This is a genomic window from Enterobacter cloacae complex sp. HYC080_NIDB, from assembly GCF_056673325.1.
In genome coordinates this window covers 2,770,387-2,785,880 of the sequence record NZ_CP114212.1, presented here as the reverse complement: position 1 = coordinate 2,785,880, position 15,494 = coordinate 2,770,387, and the positions used below count along the sequence as shown (strand labels likewise).

Below are 15,494 nucleotides of genomic sequence, written 5' to 3'. Positions count from 1 at the left end.
CCGGCCTACAAATCCGTATGGTTTTGGAAATTCACGTTAATGAACTTATTAAAATCGCTGGCGGCAGTCAGCTCGATGACCATGTTTTCTCGCGTGCTGGGCTTTGCACGTGACGCGATTGTGGCAAGGGTTTTTGGTGCAGGAATGGCGACGGACGCCTTTTTCGTCGCGTTCAAATTGCCAAATCTGTTGCGTCGTATTTTTGCGGAAGGGGCATTTTCGCAGGCATTTGTGCCTATTCTCGCGGAATATAAAAGCAAGCAGGGCGAGGATGCGACCCGCGTTTTTGTCTCTTACGTCTCTGGGCTACTGACCCTGGCGCTGGCCGTGGTGACCGTTATCGGGATGCTGGCCGCGCCGTGGGTGATTCTGGTGACCGCCCCCGGTTTTGCCGATACGGCTGATAAATTTGCACTGACCTCGCAGCTGCTGCGCATTACCTTCCCCTATATTCTGCTGATCTCGCTGGCCTCGCTGGTGGGGGCGATACTGAACACCTGGAACCGTTTCTCCGTTCCGGCGTTTGCGCCGACGTTCCTTAACGTCAGCATGATCGGTTTTGCCCTGTTCGCCGCGCCGCATTTCAACCCACCGGTACTGGCGCTGGCCTGGGCGGTAACCGTGGGCGGCGTGCTGCAGCTGGCGTATCAGCTGCCGCACCTGAAGAAAATCGGTATGCTGGTGCTGCCGCGCATTAATCTCAAAGATGCCGGCGCGATGCGCGTGATTAAGCAGATGGGGCCCGCCATTCTTGGCGTCTCCGTCAGCCAGATCTCGCTTATCATCAACACCATCTTTGCCTCTTTCCTCGTGTCGGGCTCTGTGTCGTGGATGTACTACGCGGACCGTCTGATGGAGTTTCCATCCGGTGTGCTGGGCGTGGCGCTGGGGACCATCCTGCTGCCGTCGCTGTCAAAAAGCTTTGCCAGCGGCAACCATGATGAATACTGCCGCCTGATGGACTGGGGGTTACGTCTCTGCTTCCTGCTGGCATTGCCAAGTGCGGTGGCGCTGGGGATTCTGGCCAAGCCGCTGACGGTGTCCCTGTTCCAGTACGGTAAATTCACTGCCTTTGACGCCGCGATGACCCAGCGGGCGCTGATTGCCTACTCCGTCGGCTTGATGGGGCTGATTGTCGTCAAGGTGCTGGCTCCGGGGTTCTACTCGCGTCAGGACATTAAAACGCCGGTGAAAATTGCCATTGTGACGCTGATTATGACGCAGCTGATGAACCTGGCGTTTATCGGCCCGCTGAAGCATGCCGGTCTGTCGCTGTCTATTGGTCTGGCGGCCTGTCTGAATGCCGGGCTGTTGTACTGGCAACTGCGCAAGCAGGATATCTTTACGCCGCAGCCGGGCTGGGCGAGCTTCCTTGTGCGGTTGATTATTGCAGTACTGGTGATGTCTGCGGCATTACTCGGGATGATGCATATTATGCCAGAGTGGTCCCAGGGCACGATGCCTTATCGTCTGATGCGGCTGATGGCCGTGGTGGGCGTCGGGGTGGTAGCTTACTTTGCCACGCTCGCCGTACTGGGCTTCAAAGTGAAAGAGTTTGCCCGCCGTACGGCATAAACGCCAAATGGGGAGTTCACCTTAGGGTGCTCCCCACTGCATGATTTGCCGCATATGCGTCAAATCGAAATCTTTTTCACACCCGCAATGCGCGCCGTCGCTGTCTGACCATCCGCACCGTAAAGTCCGGTTTCTTTATGCGGCTTCAACACCTCAAGCGCCTGCTGATTACGCTCTATCTGGCCTTCAAGCAGCCAGCCGTTATGCTGGTTGAGGTCGCGCAGGTGCTGGGTTTTTTCCGTTATGGTCTGCCAGCGCTCAACAATATCGTCATTGGCGCTGCGCTTAGGATCCTGCTCAGCGCGTCGTTGCTGCTCCAGATAATCCAGCGTCGCCAGAAGCGAACTCTTATCCTCAGTAATCCGCTGCAGCGCACTGCCGTTGATGTTACCGGAAGAGAGGTGCTGCTGTTCAGCGTCCATTACCGTTTTCAGGTCGTTCAGGACAACCGTCATGTGATCCAGTATTTCTGACAGTCGACTCATACGGTTAGTTACTCTGTAAGAAACTCTGTGCTTCCTGAATCAGGGCGTCAGCGATTTTGCTGGTGTCCATTTTCAGCTCGCCGTTACGAATTGCCGTTTTCAGCGCTTCCACACGTTCCATATTGATATCGTTGCTGCCGGGCTGCATCAGTTTTGCCTGGGCATCGCTCAGCGTCACGCTGGTGCTGTTAGACGTTGACGGTTTTTCCAGACGCGTTTTCTGAGGGGTAGCGTCATTCGTTTCGCGAGGCTGTACAGCGCTTACCGGCTTCAGGGCTGATGTACGATCAATGCTCATAGTGTTGTCCTCATCGAGGGTTCGCGGCGTTTGCGCCTGACATCATCATTAGTTGAATATTTATCGGCACGCGCCGCGAAATCTTTAAAAAGATTATAGGTTAATCAGAATATTCCCATCAGAATCGACGGTTCCGCTCACCACCTGGCCTGAGGACATTCTGACGCGGGCGTTTTGCGCGACCGCGGCATTGTTTAACGCTTTCCCTTCACTGTTGATGCTAAAGCCGTCTCCGTTGGCCACAACCATCACCTGCTGTCCCGCTTTGACACGCCATGCCTGGCGCAGCATTGAAAGCTGAATCGGCTGGCCTGGCGCAACATCGCGCAGGCTGACGGCATCCTGTGCCTGGTTCATTTCCAGCATTGTCCGTGGCGGGAGCTGATCCAGGCGCCCGCGCTTCAACGTCACGCTGTTTGCCTGCAGCAGGCTGCCACGGGCAATAGGCACGGCGGCAACAACATAATTGCCCGTCGCCTGAACGGCAACCTGTAAATAGCGTTTTTCGTTGGCGCAGCGAGCCAGCACGTTCACATTGCCCCACAGCTTCGTGGTTCCCGTGACGCTGAATGACGGTTGCTCACAGGTGGGGTACAGATTCGGGGGCGTACGTACGGTAACGGTAACGTCATCGCTAAAGCCTGCCAGCTTTTCCGCAAAGAAAGCCGTTAGCTGATCCTGTAAACCTTCAGCCTGCACCAGAGGGCTAAACAGCAAGAAAGCCGCCACCAGACCACGTTTTAACGTTTGCATCGCAAGTTCCACCGTTTCCAGAGTTGACTGAATTCTACCTGCAGTGGTTTTGCATCAACGGAATAAATAGCGACGCATTTTGCGCTTATTCCGTCGATAGGGGAGACCGGGTGAGATTTAAGCTGTGAACTGAAATTTTGCCATCAGCGGAGGAGACATGCTCGATAAACTCGACGCCGCGTTACGTTTTCAGCAGGAAGCGCTCAATTTACGCGCCCAGCGGCAGGAGATTTTAGCCGCCAACATCGCTAACGCCGATACGCCCGGGTATCAGGCGCGCGATATTGATTTTTCCAGTGAACTCAAAAAGGTGATGGAGCGTGGACGTGCCGAAGGAACGGGTGTTGCACTTGCCATGACATCCTCTCGCCATATTCCTGCTCAGGCGATGACCGCGCCAGCGACCGATTTACTTTATCGCATCCCCGACCAGCCATCACTCGACGGTAACACCGTGGATATGGACCGGGAGCGTACGCAGTTCGCCGATAACAGCCTGAAATACCAGACGGGCCTGACCCTACTCGGCGGACAAATCAAAGGCATGATGAACGTCCTGCAGGGGGGCAACTGATAAATGGCCTTGCTGAACATTTTTGATATCGCCGGTTCGGCGTTAACCGCTCAGTCCAAACGTCTGAACGTGGCGGCCAGTAACCTGGCGAACGCCGACAGCGTGACCGGACCTGACGGACAGCCTTACCGTGCCAAACAGGTCGTCTTTCAGGTCGATGCGGCGCCCGGTGCGGCCACGGGCGGCGTGAAGGTGTCTGACGTGGTAGAGAGCCAGGCGCCGGACAAGCTGGTGTATGAGCCCGGTAACCCGCTTGCGGACGCTAACGGATACGTGAAGATGCCAAACGTGGATGTGGTAGGTGAGATGGTGAACTCCATGTCGGCCTCTCGTAGCTACCAGGCGAACGTCGAAGTGCTTAATACCGTGAAGAGCATGATGCTCAAAACACTCACTCTCGGCCAGTAAAGGAGACACGCATGTCCATCGCCGTCAATGTGAATGATCCTACGAACACGGGTGTTAATAACACCCAAAGTTCGACAAGCTCCAGCTCCCTGACGGGAAGTAACGCCTCCGATTTGCAGAGCAGCTTTCTGACGCTGCTGGTGGCTCAGCTGAAGAACCAGGATCCCACGAACCCAATGCAGAACAACGAACTGACGACGCAGCTTGCGCAGATCAGTACCGTGAGCGGCATTGAGAAACTTAACACGACCCTGGGTTCCGTCTCCGGCCAGATTAACAGCAGCCAGTCTCTGCAGGCGGCCAGCCTGATTGGTCACGGGGTAATGATCCCGGGCACCACTATTCTTGCCGGCACCAGCACCACAGACGGTACCTCGACCACGACGACGACCCCGTTTGGCGTTGAATTGCAGCAGGCCGCTGACAAAGTGACTGCGACGATCACCGACTCGACCGGCGCGGTGGTTCGCACCATCGACATTGGTGAGCTGAAGGCGGGCGTTCATACCTTTACCTGGGATGGCAGCCTGGCGGACGGCACCAAAGCACCAAATGGCTCCTACAAAGTCGCGATTAGCGCCAGCAACGGGACAACCCAGCTGGTGGCACAGCCGCTGCAGTTCGCGCTGGTTCAGGGCGTGATTAGAGGGGGCGACGGCAACAAACTGGATTTGGGTACCTCAGGTACCACCACACTCGACGAAGTCCGGCAGATTATCTAAGCCTTAACACTTATCAGGAGTAAGTCATGGCCTTTTCTCAAGCGGTCAGCGGCCTGAATGCTGCGGCCACCAACCTGGATGTCATTGGCAACAACATCGCCAACTCCGCGACCTATGGTTTTAAATCCGGTTCTGCTTCCTTTGCAGACATGTTTGCCGGTTCCAAAGTGGGTCTTGGCGTCAAAGTTGCGGGCATCACTCAGGACTTTACTGACGGCACCACCACCAATACCGGGCGCGGCCTGGACGTTGCCATCAGCCAGAACGGTTTCTTCCGTATGGTCGATGCAAACGGCTCGGTGTTCTACAGCCGTAACGGCCAGTTTAAGCTGGACGAGAACCGTAACCTGGTGAACATGCAGGGGATGCAATTAACCGGTTATCCGGTTGCCGGCACGCCATCAACGGTTCAGACCGGTGCGAATCCACAGGCGATTAATATCCCGACCACGCTGATGGCCGCGAAGTCCACCTCCACGGCTTCCCAGCAGATTAACCTCAATTCCACCGACACCGCACCGACCACCGCCTTTGATCCGGCTAACCCGGATACCTACAACAAAAAAGGCACGGTAACCGTCTTTGATAGCCAGGGTAATGCGCACAACATGAACCTGTTTTACGTCAAAGATGCGACTCCGGCCAACTCCTGGAAAGTGTATGCCCAGGACGGTAGCGTGGCAGGCAGCACGGCGGCACTGGCCACCACGCTGACCTTCGATAATAACGGGACGTTGACCGGTGGTGGAAACATCAACCTGACGACCGGGACCATCCCGGGTGCGACCCCTGCGACCTTCGCCATGAGTTTTGCTAACTCTATGCAGCAGAACACCGGCGCAAACAATATCGTGGCGACCAGCCAGAATGGCTTCAAGCCGGGCGATCTGGTGAGCTATCAGATCAACGATGACGGTACCGTGGTGGGGAACTATTCCAACGAACAGACTCAGGTGCTGGGTCAGATCGTGCTGGCAAACTTCGCCAACAACGAAGGCCTGAAGTCTGAAGGCGATAACGTCTGGTCGGCTACCCAGTCCTCCGGCGTGGCGCTGCTGGGTACAGCGGGAAGCGGTAACTTCGGTACGCTGACCAACGGTGCGCTGGAAGCCTCAAACGTCGATCTGAGTAAAGAGCTGGTGAACATGATTGTCGCGCAACGTAACTATCAGTCGAACGCGCAGACCATCAAGACCCAGGATCAGATCCTCAACACGCTGGTTAACCTGCGTTAAGCGGCTAACAGGAAAGCGCAATGGATCACGCAATATATACCGCGATGGGCGCGGCAAGTCAGACGCTCAATCAGCAGGCCGTTACTGCCAGCAACCTGGCAAACGCCTCGACGCCGGGCTTTCGCGCGCAGCTGAATGCGTTGCGCGCGGTGCCGGTAGAAGGTCTTTCCCTGCCGACCCGTACGCTGGTCGCCGCCTCTACCCCTGGCGCAGATATGACGCCAGGGCAGATGGATTACACCTCACGCCCGCTGGACGTTGCGCTGCAGCAGGACGGCTGGCTGGCGGTGCAGACCGCTGATGGCAGCGAAGGCTATACCCGTAACGGGAATATCCAGGTTAGTGCAACCGGCCAGTTGACGATTCAGGGTCATCCGGTGATGGGGGAAGCGGGTCCGCTGACGGTGCCTGAAGGCTCTGAGTTGACCATCGCGGCTGACGGTACCATCTCCGCGTTGAACCCGGGCGATCCGGCCAATACCGTTGCCCCTGTCGGACGACTGAAACTGGTGAAAGCGGAAGGCAAAGAGGTGCAGCGTGGTGACGACGGGATGTTCCGTCTGACCCAGGCTGCTCAGGCTACCCGTGGTGCTACGTTACAGGCCGATCCGAGCATCCGCGTGATGTCCGGCGTTCTGGAAGGCAGTAACGTCAAGCCAGTAGCCGCCATGAGCGACATGATCGCCAGCGCCCGTCGTTTCGAAATGCAGATGAAAATTATCAGCAGCGTGGATGAAAACGCGGGCAAGGCTAACCAACTTCTGTCTATGAGTTAACAGGACTCTTTATGATCAGTTCTTTATGGATCGCGAAAACTGGCCTGGACGCGCAGCAAACCAACATGGATGTGATTGCCAACAACCTGGCAAACGTCAGCACCAATGGTTTCAAGCGTCAGCGCGCCGTTTTCGAAGATTTGCTTTATCAAACCATCCGTCAGCCGGGCGCGCAGTCTTCTGAACAGACGACGCTGCCGTCAGGTCTGCAGATCGGTACCGGTGTTCGCCCGGTGGCCACCGAGCGTCTGCACAGCCAGGGCAACCTGTCTCAGACCAACAACAGTAAAGACGTGGCAATCAAAGGTCAGGGTTTCTTCCAGGTGCAGTTGCCTGACGGTACATCTGCCTATACCCGTGACGGCTCGTTCCAGGTCGATCAGAACGGCCAGCTGGTGACGGCGGGCGGTTTCCAGGTTCAACCTGCGATCACCATTCCGGCGAACGCCCTGAGCATTACTATCGGCCGCGACGGTGTGGTCAGCGTGACCCAGCAGGGCCAGGCTGCGCCGGTCCAGGTCGGACAGCTTAACCTGACCACCTTCATGAACGATACCGGTCTGGAAAGCATTGGTGAGAACCTCTACACCGAAACGCAATCCTCCGGTACGCCAAATGAAAGCACGCCTGGCCTGAACGGTGCGGGTTTGCTGTATCAGGGGTATGTAGAAACCTCCAACGTGAACGTGGCGGAAGAGCTGGTGAATATGATCCAGGTTCAGCGCGCGTATGAAATTAACAGTAAAGCAGTCTCGACGACCGATCAGATGCTGCAAAAACTGACGCAACTCTAAGGTGTAGCCCGGTGCGGTAAACGCCGCACCGGCTCCCTGTTTTCGAAGATGAAGGCAATGCAAAAAAACGCGGCGTTTCGTTATCCGATACTGACTGTCCTGGCCGTCACCCTCAGCGGGTGTGCCTGGATCCCGTCTAAACCATTGGTCCAGGGTGCGACGACTGCCCAACCCGTTCCTGGCCCTGCGCCAGTGGTAAACGGCTCTATTTTCCAGACCGCGCAGCCGATTAATTACGGTTATCAGCCGCTGTTTGAAGATCGCCGCCCGCGTAACGTCGGCGATACATTGACCATTGTTCTGCAGGAAAACGTCAGCGCGAGCAAGAGCTCGTCGGCGAATGCCAGCCGCGATGGCAAAACCAATTTTGGCTTTGACACCGTACCGCGTTATCTGCAAGGGCTCTTCGGCAATGCGCGAGCGGACGTTGAGGCTTCCGGCGGCAATACCTTTAACGGTAAAGGTGGCGCGAACGCCAGCAATACCTTTAGCGGTACGCTGACGGTCACGGTTGACCAGGTGCTGGTCAACGGCAACTTACACGTTGTGGGTGAAAAACAGATCGCCATTAACCAGGGCACTGAATTCATTCGCTTCTCGGGCGTGGTGAATCCACGCACCATCAGCGGCACCAACACCGTTCCGTCCACTCAGGTGGCGGATGCGCGCATTGAGTACGTCGGTAACGGCTACATTAATGAAGCGCAAAATATGGGTTGGCTGCAGCGCTTCTTCCTTAATTTATCGCCGATGTAAGCGAGGTGACCCATGTTTAAATCGATCTTCGCCGTGGCGCTGGTTCTGGTGGCTACCTTTGCCCAGGCTGACCGTATTCGCGATCTCACCAGCGTTCAGGGCGTACGCGAGAACTCGCTGATTGGCTATGGCCTGGTGGTGGGGCTGGACGGTACGGGTGACCAGACAACCCAGACGCCATTCACGACGCAGAGCCTGAACAACATGCTTTCCCAGCTCGGTATTACCGTTCCGGCGGGAACCAACATGCAGCTGAAAAACGTGGCTGCGGTCATGGTCACGGCCTCTTACCCGGCGTTTGCACGCCAGGGGCAGACCATTGATGTGGTGGTCTCCTCTATGGGGAACGCCAAAAGCCTGCGCGGCGGTACGCTGCTGATGACGCCCCTGAAAGGCGTCGACAGCCAGGTCTATGCCCTGGCGCAGGGTAACATTCTGGTCGGCGGTGCGGGGGCCTCAGCTGGCGGTAGCAGCGTGCAGGTGAACCAGCTGAACGGCGGACGCATTACCAACGGCGCGATCATTGAGCGAGAACTGCCGACCCAGTTCGGCGCCGGGAATACCATCAACCTGCAGCTGAACAACGAAGATTTCACCATGGCGCAGCAGATCGCCGACACCATCAACCGCAGCCGCGGCTATGGCAGTGCGACGGCGCTGGATGCCCGTACCGTGCAGATCCGTACCTCCACAGGCAGCAGCAACCAGGTGCGCATGCTGGCCGATATCCAGAATATGGAAGTGAACGTCCCTGTTCAGGATGCCAAAGTGATCATCAACTCCCGTACGGGCTCCGTGGTGATGAACCGGGAAGTCTCGCTGGATAGCTGCGCCGTGGCGCAGGGTAACCTCTCCGTGACGGTTAACCGTTCTGCCAACGTCAGCCAGCCGGATACCCCATTTGGTGGCGGCCAGACGGTGGTGACGCCACAAACGCAGATTGATTTACGTCAGAGCGGTGGTTCTCTGCAGAGCGTACGCTCCAGCGCCAACCTGAACAGCGTCGTGCGTGCGCTGAATGCGCTGGGTGCCACGCCGATGGATCTGATGTCCATTCTGCAGTCCATGCAAAGTGCAGGCTGTCTGCGCGCCAAACTGGAAATCATCTGATGCTGACCGATAGCAAACTGTTGACCAGTGCCGCCTGGGATGCCCAGTCGCTCAACGAACTGAAAACCAAAGCAGGTAAAGACCCGACGGCGAATATCCGCCCGGTCGCCCGCCAGGTGGAAGGGATGTTTGTACAGATGATGCTGAAAAGCATGCGTGAAACCCTGCCGAAAGACGGGATGTTCAGCAGCGATTCAACGCGTCTTTACACCAGCATGTATGACCAGCAGATTGCGCAGCAGATGACCGCCGGTAAAGGCCTCGGTCTGGCTGACATGATAGTCAAACAGACCGAAGCCGCGCAGGGGATCCAGCCGAAAGATGAGCCGCAGCAGGTACCGATGGAGTTTGACCTGCAAACGGTGACCAGCTATCAGAACCAGGCCCTTACGCAAATGGTGCGTAAAGCGATACCGAAGGCGACGGTGAGCAGCGACGAGCCGCTCTCCGGTGACAGCAAAGACTTTCTGGCACAGCTTTCGCTGCCGGCCCGCCTTGCCAGTGAGCAGAGCGGTGTGCCACACCATCTGATTCTGGCCCAGGCCGCGCTGGAATCCGGGTGGGGCCAGCGCCAGATCCGTAAGGAAAACGGCGACCCGAGCTTTAACATCTTCGGCGTGAAGGCCACCTCCAGCTGGAAGGGACCAACAACGGAGATCACCACCACCGAATACGAGAACGGTGCGGCGGTGAAGGTGAAAGCGAAATTCCGTGTTTACAGCTCCTATCTGGAAGCATTGTCCGACTATGTCGGTCTGCTGAGCCGAAATCCACGTTATACCGCCGTTACGCAGGCGGCAACGGCGGAGCAGGGCGCTCAGGCCTTGCAAAACGCAGGCTACGCGACCGACCCGAACTACGCTCGTAAGCTTACCAGCATGATCCAGCAGCTGAAATCTATGGGCGAGAAGGTCAGTAAAGCCTATAGCACAGATATTGAAAATCTGTTCTGAAAGTTCTCAAGTCCCGGTGGAGGTTGCCGATAACCTTCATCAGGACTCGTGTCTGAACGTATAAAAGGAACCCCCATGTCCAGTTTGATTAACAGCGCCATGAGTGGCCTCAGTGCCGCGCAGTCGGCACTCAATACCGTCAGTAATAATATTTCAAGCTATAACGTGGCAGGTTACACCCGCCAGACCACGGTACTGGGTGCCTCTAACAGCACGCTGACCGGCGGTGGCTGGGTGGGTAACGGGGTGTATGTCTCCGGTGTCCAGCGTGAGTATGACGCTTTCATTACCAACCAGCTGCGCGCCGCGCAGACCCAGAGCAGCGGCCTGACGACGCGCTATCAGCAGATGTCAAAAATTGACGATGTGCTCTCCGATACCACGAACTCGCTTTCGACCACCCTGCAGGATTTCTTCAAAAGTCTGCAAACGCTGGTGAGCAACGCCGAAGACCCGGCTGCACGTCAAACGGTGCTGGGTAAAGCGGACGGTCTGGTGAATCAGTTCAAAACGAACGATCAGTATCTCCGTGACCAGGATTCACAGGTTAATACGGCGATTTCTACCAGCGTCGATCAGATCAATAACTATGCGAAGCAGATTGCCAACCTGAACGATCAGATTTCCCGTCTCACCGGTGTTGGCGCGGGTGCATCGCCTAACGAACTGCTCGACCAGCGCGATCAGCTGGTGAGTGAACTGAATAAGATTGTCGGTGTTGACGTCACCATACAGGACAGTGGCACCTACAACATCTCTATCGCCAACGGCTACAGCCTGGTACAGGGCAGCAACGCAAGCCAGCTGGCGGCGGTGAAATCCAGCGCGGATCCTGCGCGTACAACCATTGCTTATGTGGATGCCGTAGCGGGTAGCGTGGAGATCAAGGAAAAACAGATCACCACGGGGTCGCTTGGGGGGCTGTTAACGTTTCGTTCTCAGGATCTGGATCAGGCGCGAAATACGCTTAACCAGATGGCGCTGGCGTTTGCTGATGCCATGAATACCCAGCATCAGGCTGGCTTTGATGCAAACGGGGACCCGGGCGGTAAACTGTTCGACTTTGGATCTCCGGCGGTACTGAGTAATGGCAAAAATACCGGAAGTGCGTCTGTTACGGCCACGATGACGGACAGTACTAAGGTCCAGGCGACAAACTATAAAGTTGAGTACAACGGTACTGACTGGACAATCACGCGTCTTTCAGACAACACCAGCTTCACGGCCCATCCTGATACCAGTGGTAATCTGTCGTTTGATGGTCTCAACGTCAATATTAGTGGCTCAGCCAATACTAAAGACAGTTTCATCGTCAAACCGGTGAATGACGTTATCATCAATATGGACGTTACGATCAGCGACGAGTCCAAACTGGCGATGGCTTCAGCGAATGGAAGCGGAGCAAGCGACAATACCAATGGCCAAAAGCTCCTGGATTTGCAGAGCGCCAGGCTGGTGGGTGGGAATAAAACCTTTAACGATGCTTATGCCTCACTGGTCAGTACGGTGGGTAGCACCACGGCGTCGCTGAAAACCAGCAGTGAAACCAAAGTTAACGTGGTGACGCAGCTTACCAAACAACAGCAGTCAATCTCCGGGGTTAACCTGGATGAAGAGTATGGCAACCTCCAGCGCTATCAGCAGTACTATCTGGCGAATGCGCAGGTGCTTCAAACGGCGAGTACGCTGTTTGATGCATTGATCAATATCCGCTAAGGCTGAGGCATAAAAAATGCGTATTAGTACTCAAATGATGTATGAGCAAAGCATGCGCGGCGTGACGAACTCCCAAAGCCTCTGGCTAAGCTACGGCGAGCAGATGTCTACGGGTAAGCGCGTCAACCGTCCTTCTGACGACCCGATTGCCGCCTCGCAGGCCGTTGTGCTCTCTCAGGCTCAAACACAAAACAGCCAGTATGCGCTGGCGCGCTCCTTCGCTACGACAAAAGTTTCGCTGGAAGAGAACGTGTTATCGCAAGTGACAACCGCTATCCAGGCTGCTCAGGAAAAGATTGTCAATGCGGGCAACGGCACGTTAAGTGATGATGACCGCGCTTCGCTGGCAACGAACCTGCAAGGTATTCGCGATCAGCTAATGAACCTGGCTAACAGCACGGACGGTAACGGTCGCTATATCTTTTCAGGATACAAAACCGAAGCGGCGGCTTTTGACCAGACTACGGGTGACTATAAGGGCGGCGGGACGCCAATCAGCCAGCAGGTTGACTCCGCGCGCACGATGCAAATAAGCCATACGGGCGCAGAAGTTTTCGACAGCTTCACCAGCAATGCGAAACCAGAGCCGGCGGGGAGTACGCAGGAAACGAATTTGTTCAAGATCCTCGACACCGCTATCGGGGCGCTGAATACGCCGATTGGTGATGACGAAACGAAAGCCGAGGCGTTTACTGCGGCTATTGATAAAGCCAACCGTGGCCTGAGCAACTCTCTCAACAACGTTCTGACCGTGCGCGCCGATCTCGGCATTAAGCTGGATGAGCTAGGGAAGCTGGATTCTCTGGGTGAAGACCGTGCTCTGGGCCAGACCCAACAGATGAGTGACCTGGTTGACGTGGACTGGAACTCGGTAATTTCATCCTACACCATGCAGCAGGCGGCCTTGCAGGCCTCGTATAAAGCGTTTAGCGATATGCAGGGCATGTCTCTGTTCCAGCTGAACAAATAACATCTTGACCTCTTAGAACATGTCTTGAAACTGGGCATGTTTTGCTGCCCAATCCGTCTGGATTGGGCATTTTTTTTATGCCATTTCCGCCGGCGCTGAGGCGAGGCGGGCGCTTTCAACCAGACGGATTGCCAGCGCAATGATGCCGCATACCGTTGCCAGAGCGACCACGCCCGTCCAGCCCGCCAGCGTATAAATATTGCTGCCTAATGCGGAGCCCAATGCCATGCCGATAAAGATCACGGTAAAGAGCAGGGCGTTAAGACGACCGCGCGCCTGCGGTTCAAGGCTATAGACCAGATTCTGGTGTGCAACCAGGCTGGACTGCAGACCCAGATCGAACCCGACGGCAGAGAGGGCAATCAGAACCAGCTGTCCGTGCACCCCCAGCGCGGGCATCAGGAACATCAGGGCAAACGAGATGGTCACGAGGATAGCACCGAGCTGCGTGACTTTCCCGGCACCCAGTTTGTCTGCCAGACCACCCGCCAGCGGCGCGGCTAACGCACCGGCCGCACCGGCGATACCAAAACCACCCGCGACTGCACTCCCGAGGTGATAGCGTTCCAGCAGCATGACCGCCAGCGTAGACCAGAAGGCACTAAAGGCAATTGACAGAAAACCCTGAGCCAGCGCCGCACGTCGCAGAGCGGGGTAACGACGCCACAAATGCGCCATTGAGTGCATAAGCGCGGGATAGCTCAGCGTGGAGTGAATGGCAAAACGAGGAAGTACCGCCCACATCACCACGCCGATAAATGCGATGCTTGCCGCAGCCAGCTGATACATCACGCGCCAGCCGAACGCTTCGCCCACGACACCGCTGACGGTTCGGGAGAGCAAAATCCCCAGCAGCAGACCGGTCATCACCGTACCCACGGTTTTCCCCTGTTTACCTTCCGGCGCAAGAATAGCCGCTGCCGGGACAATATCCTGCGCCATGGTGGCGGCCATGCCGATGAGCAGACTCGTCAGCAGCAGGGAGTGGATCTGTCCGGTCAGACTACAGCCCAGAAGAAACAGCGCCAGCGCAGCACTTTTTATCAGTATTAACGTCCTGCGGTCGTGGCGGTCGCCGAGCGGTAACAGGAACAGGATCCCTAAGGCATAACCGGCCTGGGTGAGCGTCGGGACCATGCCCATTCCTTCGATACTCAGGTGAAGGTCTGCGCCCATCAGGGGCAGCAGAGGCTGGGCATAATAGATAGATGCCACGCTAAAGCCAGCCCCGAGTGCCAGCATTAAAATGACCCAGCGGCTTACGGCATGGGCGGCAGTGGTTGTGTTCATAAGACATTCCTCATTCATGGTGTACGGCTATTTTTTACCAGAACGCCTTGCGACGGTAGCGGGCCCGGTGGTAAAACGCTTATACGTTGAACGTATAAGTGGAAAGATAATGAAAAGAGTTGAGCGTATAGACAGGGTGGAGTTAATGCGAACGTTTGTCCGTATTGTTGAGGCTGGTTCACTCTCTGCTGCGGCACGCCAGCTGGCAACAACCCAGGCCACGGTGAGTCGACGGCTGCAATCGCTTGAGACGATGCTGGGCGTACGCCTGATGTTGCGCACCACCCATACGACGCGGCTGACGGATGACGGTGAACGCTGCTATCAGCACGCTCGTCGGGTGATTGACAGCTGGCTGGCACTGGAAGATGAGGTGGGGCAGACGGAAGATGAACCGGTAGGTGTGCTGAGGGTGCGGGCACCGCACGCGTTTGGTCAGGATCAACTCCTGCAACCGTTAACCGAGTTTTTGCAGCGTTATCCGCAGCTTTCCATTGAATGGTTGCTCAACGATCGGTCGGCTGATTTTCTCGGTGACAACCTTGATTGTGCTATTCGGGTGGGGGCTGAAGTCGATCCGGCGACCGTATCCGTGCTGCTGGCGGAAGTGCCGCGCTCGGTGGTGGCATCTCCGGCATTACTGGCCCGTTTCCCGGCGGTTAACACGCCTGAGGATTTGCAACCGTTTCCGTGGATTGCCATTAACTCTTTCTACCAGCGTCATGTAGAGCTTTTTCATGATGCGTCGTCAGCCACCGCGCGAATTGACATTACTCCGCGCCTCAGCACCGACAGCCTGTATGTTGCACGTAAAACGGCACTCACCGGGCTGGGTGTGGCGGTAGTGTCAAGCTGGACGGTACATGACGATATTCGGGAAGGGCGGCTGGTGCATGTGCTGCCAGAGTGGCAACCGGCGGCATTACCGGTGCATCTGGTTTATCCCTGGTCTCGTTATTATCCTGCGCGTTTGCGGCGTTTTCTGGAGTTGATGCGGCAGGTCATGCCGGAGGTAACGGGAATGAGAAAGCCCGTGCAGCAGCCATAAAAAAGCCGACCCGAAGGTCGGCTTTCAGCGC

At 56.3% G+C, this 15,494-nt stretch carries 17 protein-coding genes; 13 read left to right on the top strand and 4 right to left on the bottom strand.

Features of this window, described 5'->3' with window-relative positions; all coding sequences use genetic code 11:
* Positions 1–39 precede the first annotated feature (39 nt).
* A complete protein-coding gene (gene murJ, locus O1723_RS13255) occupies positions 40–1,575 on the top strand; it encodes a murein biosynthesis integral membrane protein MurJ (RefSeq protein WP_014883358.1) in 1,536 nt (511 codons plus the stop codon).
* 59 nt (positions 1,576–1,634) lie between these two features.
* On the opposite strand, the gene flgN is transcribed toward murJ, so the two are convergent.
* From flgN to flgA, 3 genes are all read right to left on the bottom strand, one after another.
* Positions 1,635–2,060, bottom strand: coding sequence for a flagella biosynthesis chaperone FlgN (flgN, locus tag O1723_RS13250; RefSeq protein ID WP_014883359.1), 426 nt, complete (start codon positions 2,058–2,060; stop codon positions 1,635–1,637).
* A 4-nt stretch (positions 2,061–2,064) separates the two neighbouring features.
* Entirely contained in the window at positions 2,065–2,358 is a 294-nt protein-coding gene (gene flgM / locus O1723_RS13245; RefSeq protein ID WP_014883360.1) for a flagellar biosynthesis anti-sigma factor FlgM, read from the bottom strand.
* A gap of 93 nt (positions 2,359–2,451) precedes the next feature.
* A complete protein-coding gene (gene flgA, locus O1723_RS13240; RefSeq protein ID WP_014883361.1) occupies positions 2,452–3,111 on the bottom strand; it encodes a flagellar basal body P-ring formation chaperone FlgA in 660 nt (219 codons plus the stop codon).
* 157 nt (positions 3,112–3,268) lie between these two features.
* On the opposite strand from flgA, the gene flgB reads away from it, so the two are divergent.
* From flgB to flgL, 11 genes are all read left to right on the top strand, one after another.
* Positions 3,269–3,685, top strand: coding sequence for a flagellar basal body rod protein FlgB (gene flgB / locus O1723_RS13235; RefSeq protein WP_014883362.1), 417 nt, complete (start codon positions 3,269–3,271; stop codon positions 3,683–3,685).
* Between the two features lie 3 nt (positions 3,686–3,688).
* Positions 3,689–4,093, top strand: a complete 405-nt coding sequence (gene flgC, locus O1723_RS13230) for a flagellar basal body rod protein FlgC (RefSeq protein WP_013097138.1) — start codon at positions 3,689–3,691, stop codon at positions 4,091–4,093.
* An 11-nt stretch (positions 4,094–4,104) separates the two neighbouring features.
* Positions 4,105–4,815: a flagellar hook assembly protein FlgD gene (gene flgD / locus O1723_RS13225; protein WP_014883363.1), complete on the top strand. Its 711-nt coding sequence runs from the start codon at positions 4,105–4,107 to the stop codon at positions 4,813–4,815.
* Between the two features lie 26 nt (positions 4,816–4,841).
* Positions 4,842–6,050, top strand: a complete 1,209-nt coding sequence (gene flgE, locus O1723_RS13220) for a flagellar hook protein FlgE (RefSeq protein WP_014883364.1) — start codon at positions 4,842–4,844, stop codon at positions 6,048–6,050.
* A gap of 20 nt (positions 6,051–6,070) precedes the next feature.
* A complete protein-coding gene (locus O1723_RS13215) occupies positions 6,071–6,826 on the top strand; it encodes a flagellar basal body rod protein FlgF (protein WP_014883365.1) in 756 nt (251 codons plus the stop codon).
* An 11-nt stretch (positions 6,827–6,837) separates the two neighbouring features.
* The gene (flgG, locus tag O1723_RS13210; RefSeq protein WP_008500810.1) at positions 6,838–7,620 is read left to right on the top strand and encodes a flagellar basal-body rod protein FlgG; all 783 of its coding nucleotides are present in this window, start codon (positions 6,838–6,840) and stop codon (positions 7,618–7,620) included.
* A gap of 57 nt (positions 7,621–7,677) precedes the next feature.
* Complete coding sequence (gene flgH, locus O1723_RS13205; RefSeq protein WP_003857987.1) at positions 7,678–8,376, top strand: flagellar basal body L-ring protein FlgH; 699 nt, start codon at positions 7,678–7,680, stop codon at positions 8,374–8,376.
* A 12-nt stretch (positions 8,377–8,388) separates the two neighbouring features.
* The gene (locus O1723_RS13200) at positions 8,389–9,486 is read left to right on the top strand and encodes a flagellar basal body P-ring protein FlgI (RefSeq protein WP_014883366.1); all 1,098 of its coding nucleotides are present in this window, start codon (positions 8,389–8,391) and stop codon (positions 9,484–9,486) included.
* Positions 9,486–10,439 (top strand): flagellar assembly peptidoglycan hydrolase FlgJ, encoded by a 954-nt coding sequence (gene flgJ, locus O1723_RS13195; protein ID WP_014883367.1) that lies wholly within the window; start codon positions 9,486–9,488, stop codon positions 10,437–10,439. The genes O1723_RS13200 and flgJ overlap by 1 nt, the downstream gene beginning before the upstream one ends.
* 75 nt (positions 10,440–10,514) lie before the next feature.
* A complete protein-coding gene (gene flgK / locus O1723_RS13190; protein ID WP_248191164.1) occupies positions 10,515–12,155 on the top strand; it encodes a flagellar hook-associated protein FlgK in 1,641 nt (546 codons plus the stop codon).
* Between the two features lie 16 nt (positions 12,156–12,171).
* Positions 12,172–13,125, top strand: a complete 954-nt coding sequence (gene flgL / locus O1723_RS13185; protein WP_014883369.1) for a flagellar hook-associated protein FlgL — start codon at positions 12,172–12,174, stop codon at positions 13,123–13,125.
* A 75-nt stretch (positions 13,126–13,200) separates the two neighbouring features.
* Here the strand turns inward: flgL and O1723_RS13180 are convergent, their stop codons facing one another.
* Positions 13,201–14,415 carry an MFS transporter gene (locus O1723_RS13180; protein ID WP_014883370.1) on the bottom strand — a complete coding sequence of 405 codons (1,215 nt, stop codon included), beginning with the start codon at positions 14,413–14,415 and terminating at the stop codon, positions 13,201–13,203.
* A gap of 16 nt (positions 14,416–14,431) precedes the next feature.
* Here O1723_RS13180 and O1723_RS13175 point away from each other — a divergent pair, with 16 nt between their 5' ends.
* Complete coding sequence (locus O1723_RS13175; protein ID WP_080021206.1) at positions 14,432–15,463, top strand: LysR family transcriptional regulator; 1,032 nt, start codon at positions 14,432–14,434, stop codon at positions 15,461–15,463.
* Positions 15,464–15,494 lie beyond the last annotated feature (31 nt).

Excerpts from the sequence above, each read along its gene's own strand:
- flgK (WP_248191164.1), top strand. The coding sequence starts at position 10,515 with ATGTCCAGTTTGATTAACAGCGCCATGAGTGGCCTCAGTGCCGCGCAG.
- flgG (WP_008500810.1), top strand. The coding sequence starts at position 6,838 with ATGATCAGTTCTTTATGGATCGCGAAAACTGGCCTGGACGCGCAGCAA.
- flgD (WP_014883363.1), top strand. The coding sequence starts at position 4,105 with ATGTCCATCGCCGTCAATGTGAATGATCCTACGAACACGGGTGTTAAT.
- murJ (WP_014883358.1), top strand. The coding sequence starts at position 40 with ATGAACTTATTAAAATCGCTGGCGGCAGTCAGCTCGATGACCATGTTT.
- O1723_RS13180 (WP_014883370.1), bottom strand. The coding sequence starts at position 14,415 with ATGAACACAACCACTGCCGCCCATGCCGTAAGCCGCTGGGTCATTTTA.
- flgJ (WP_014883367.1), top strand. The coding sequence starts at position 9,486 with ATGCTGACCGATAGCAAACTGTTGACCAGTGCCGCCTGGGATGCCCAG.
- flgN (WP_014883359.1), bottom strand. The coding sequence starts at position 2,060 with ATGAGTCGACTGTCAGAAATACTGGATCACATGACGGTTGTCCTGAAC.
- flgC (WP_013097138.1), top strand. The coding sequence starts at position 3,689 with ATGGCCTTGCTGAACATTTTTGATATCGCCGGTTCGGCGTTAACCGCT.
- flgM (WP_014883360.1), bottom strand. The coding sequence starts at position 2,358 with ATGAGCATTGATCGTACATCAGCCCTGAAGCCGGTAAGCGCTGTACAG.
- flgE (WP_014883364.1), top strand. The coding sequence starts at position 4,842 with ATGGCCTTTTCTCAAGCGGTCAGCGGCCTGAATGCTGCGGCCACCAAC.
- flgA (WP_014883361.1), bottom strand. The coding sequence starts at position 3,111 with ATGCAAACGTTAAAACGTGGTCTGGTGGCGGCTTTCTTGCTGTTTAGC.
- O1723_RS13215 (WP_014883365.1), top strand. The coding sequence starts at position 6,071 with ATGGATCACGCAATATATACCGCGATGGGCGCGGCAAGTCAGACGCTC.
- flgH (WP_003857987.1), top strand. The coding sequence starts at position 7,678 with ATGCAAAAAAACGCGGCGTTTCGTTATCCGATACTGACTGTCCTGGCC.
- O1723_RS13175 (WP_080021206.1), top strand. The coding sequence starts at position 14,432 with ATGGTGTACGGCTATTTTTTACCAGAACGCCTTGCGACGGTAGCGGGC.
- O1723_RS13200 (WP_014883366.1), top strand. The coding sequence starts at position 8,389 with ATGTTTAAATCGATCTTCGCCGTGGCGCTGGTTCTGGTGGCTACCTTT.
- flgL (WP_014883369.1), top strand. The coding sequence starts at position 12,172 with ATGCGTATTAGTACTCAAATGATGTATGAGCAAAGCATGCGCGGCGTG.
- flgB (WP_014883362.1), top strand. The coding sequence starts at position 3,269 with ATGCTCGATAAACTCGACGCCGCGTTACGTTTTCAGCAGGAAGCGCTC.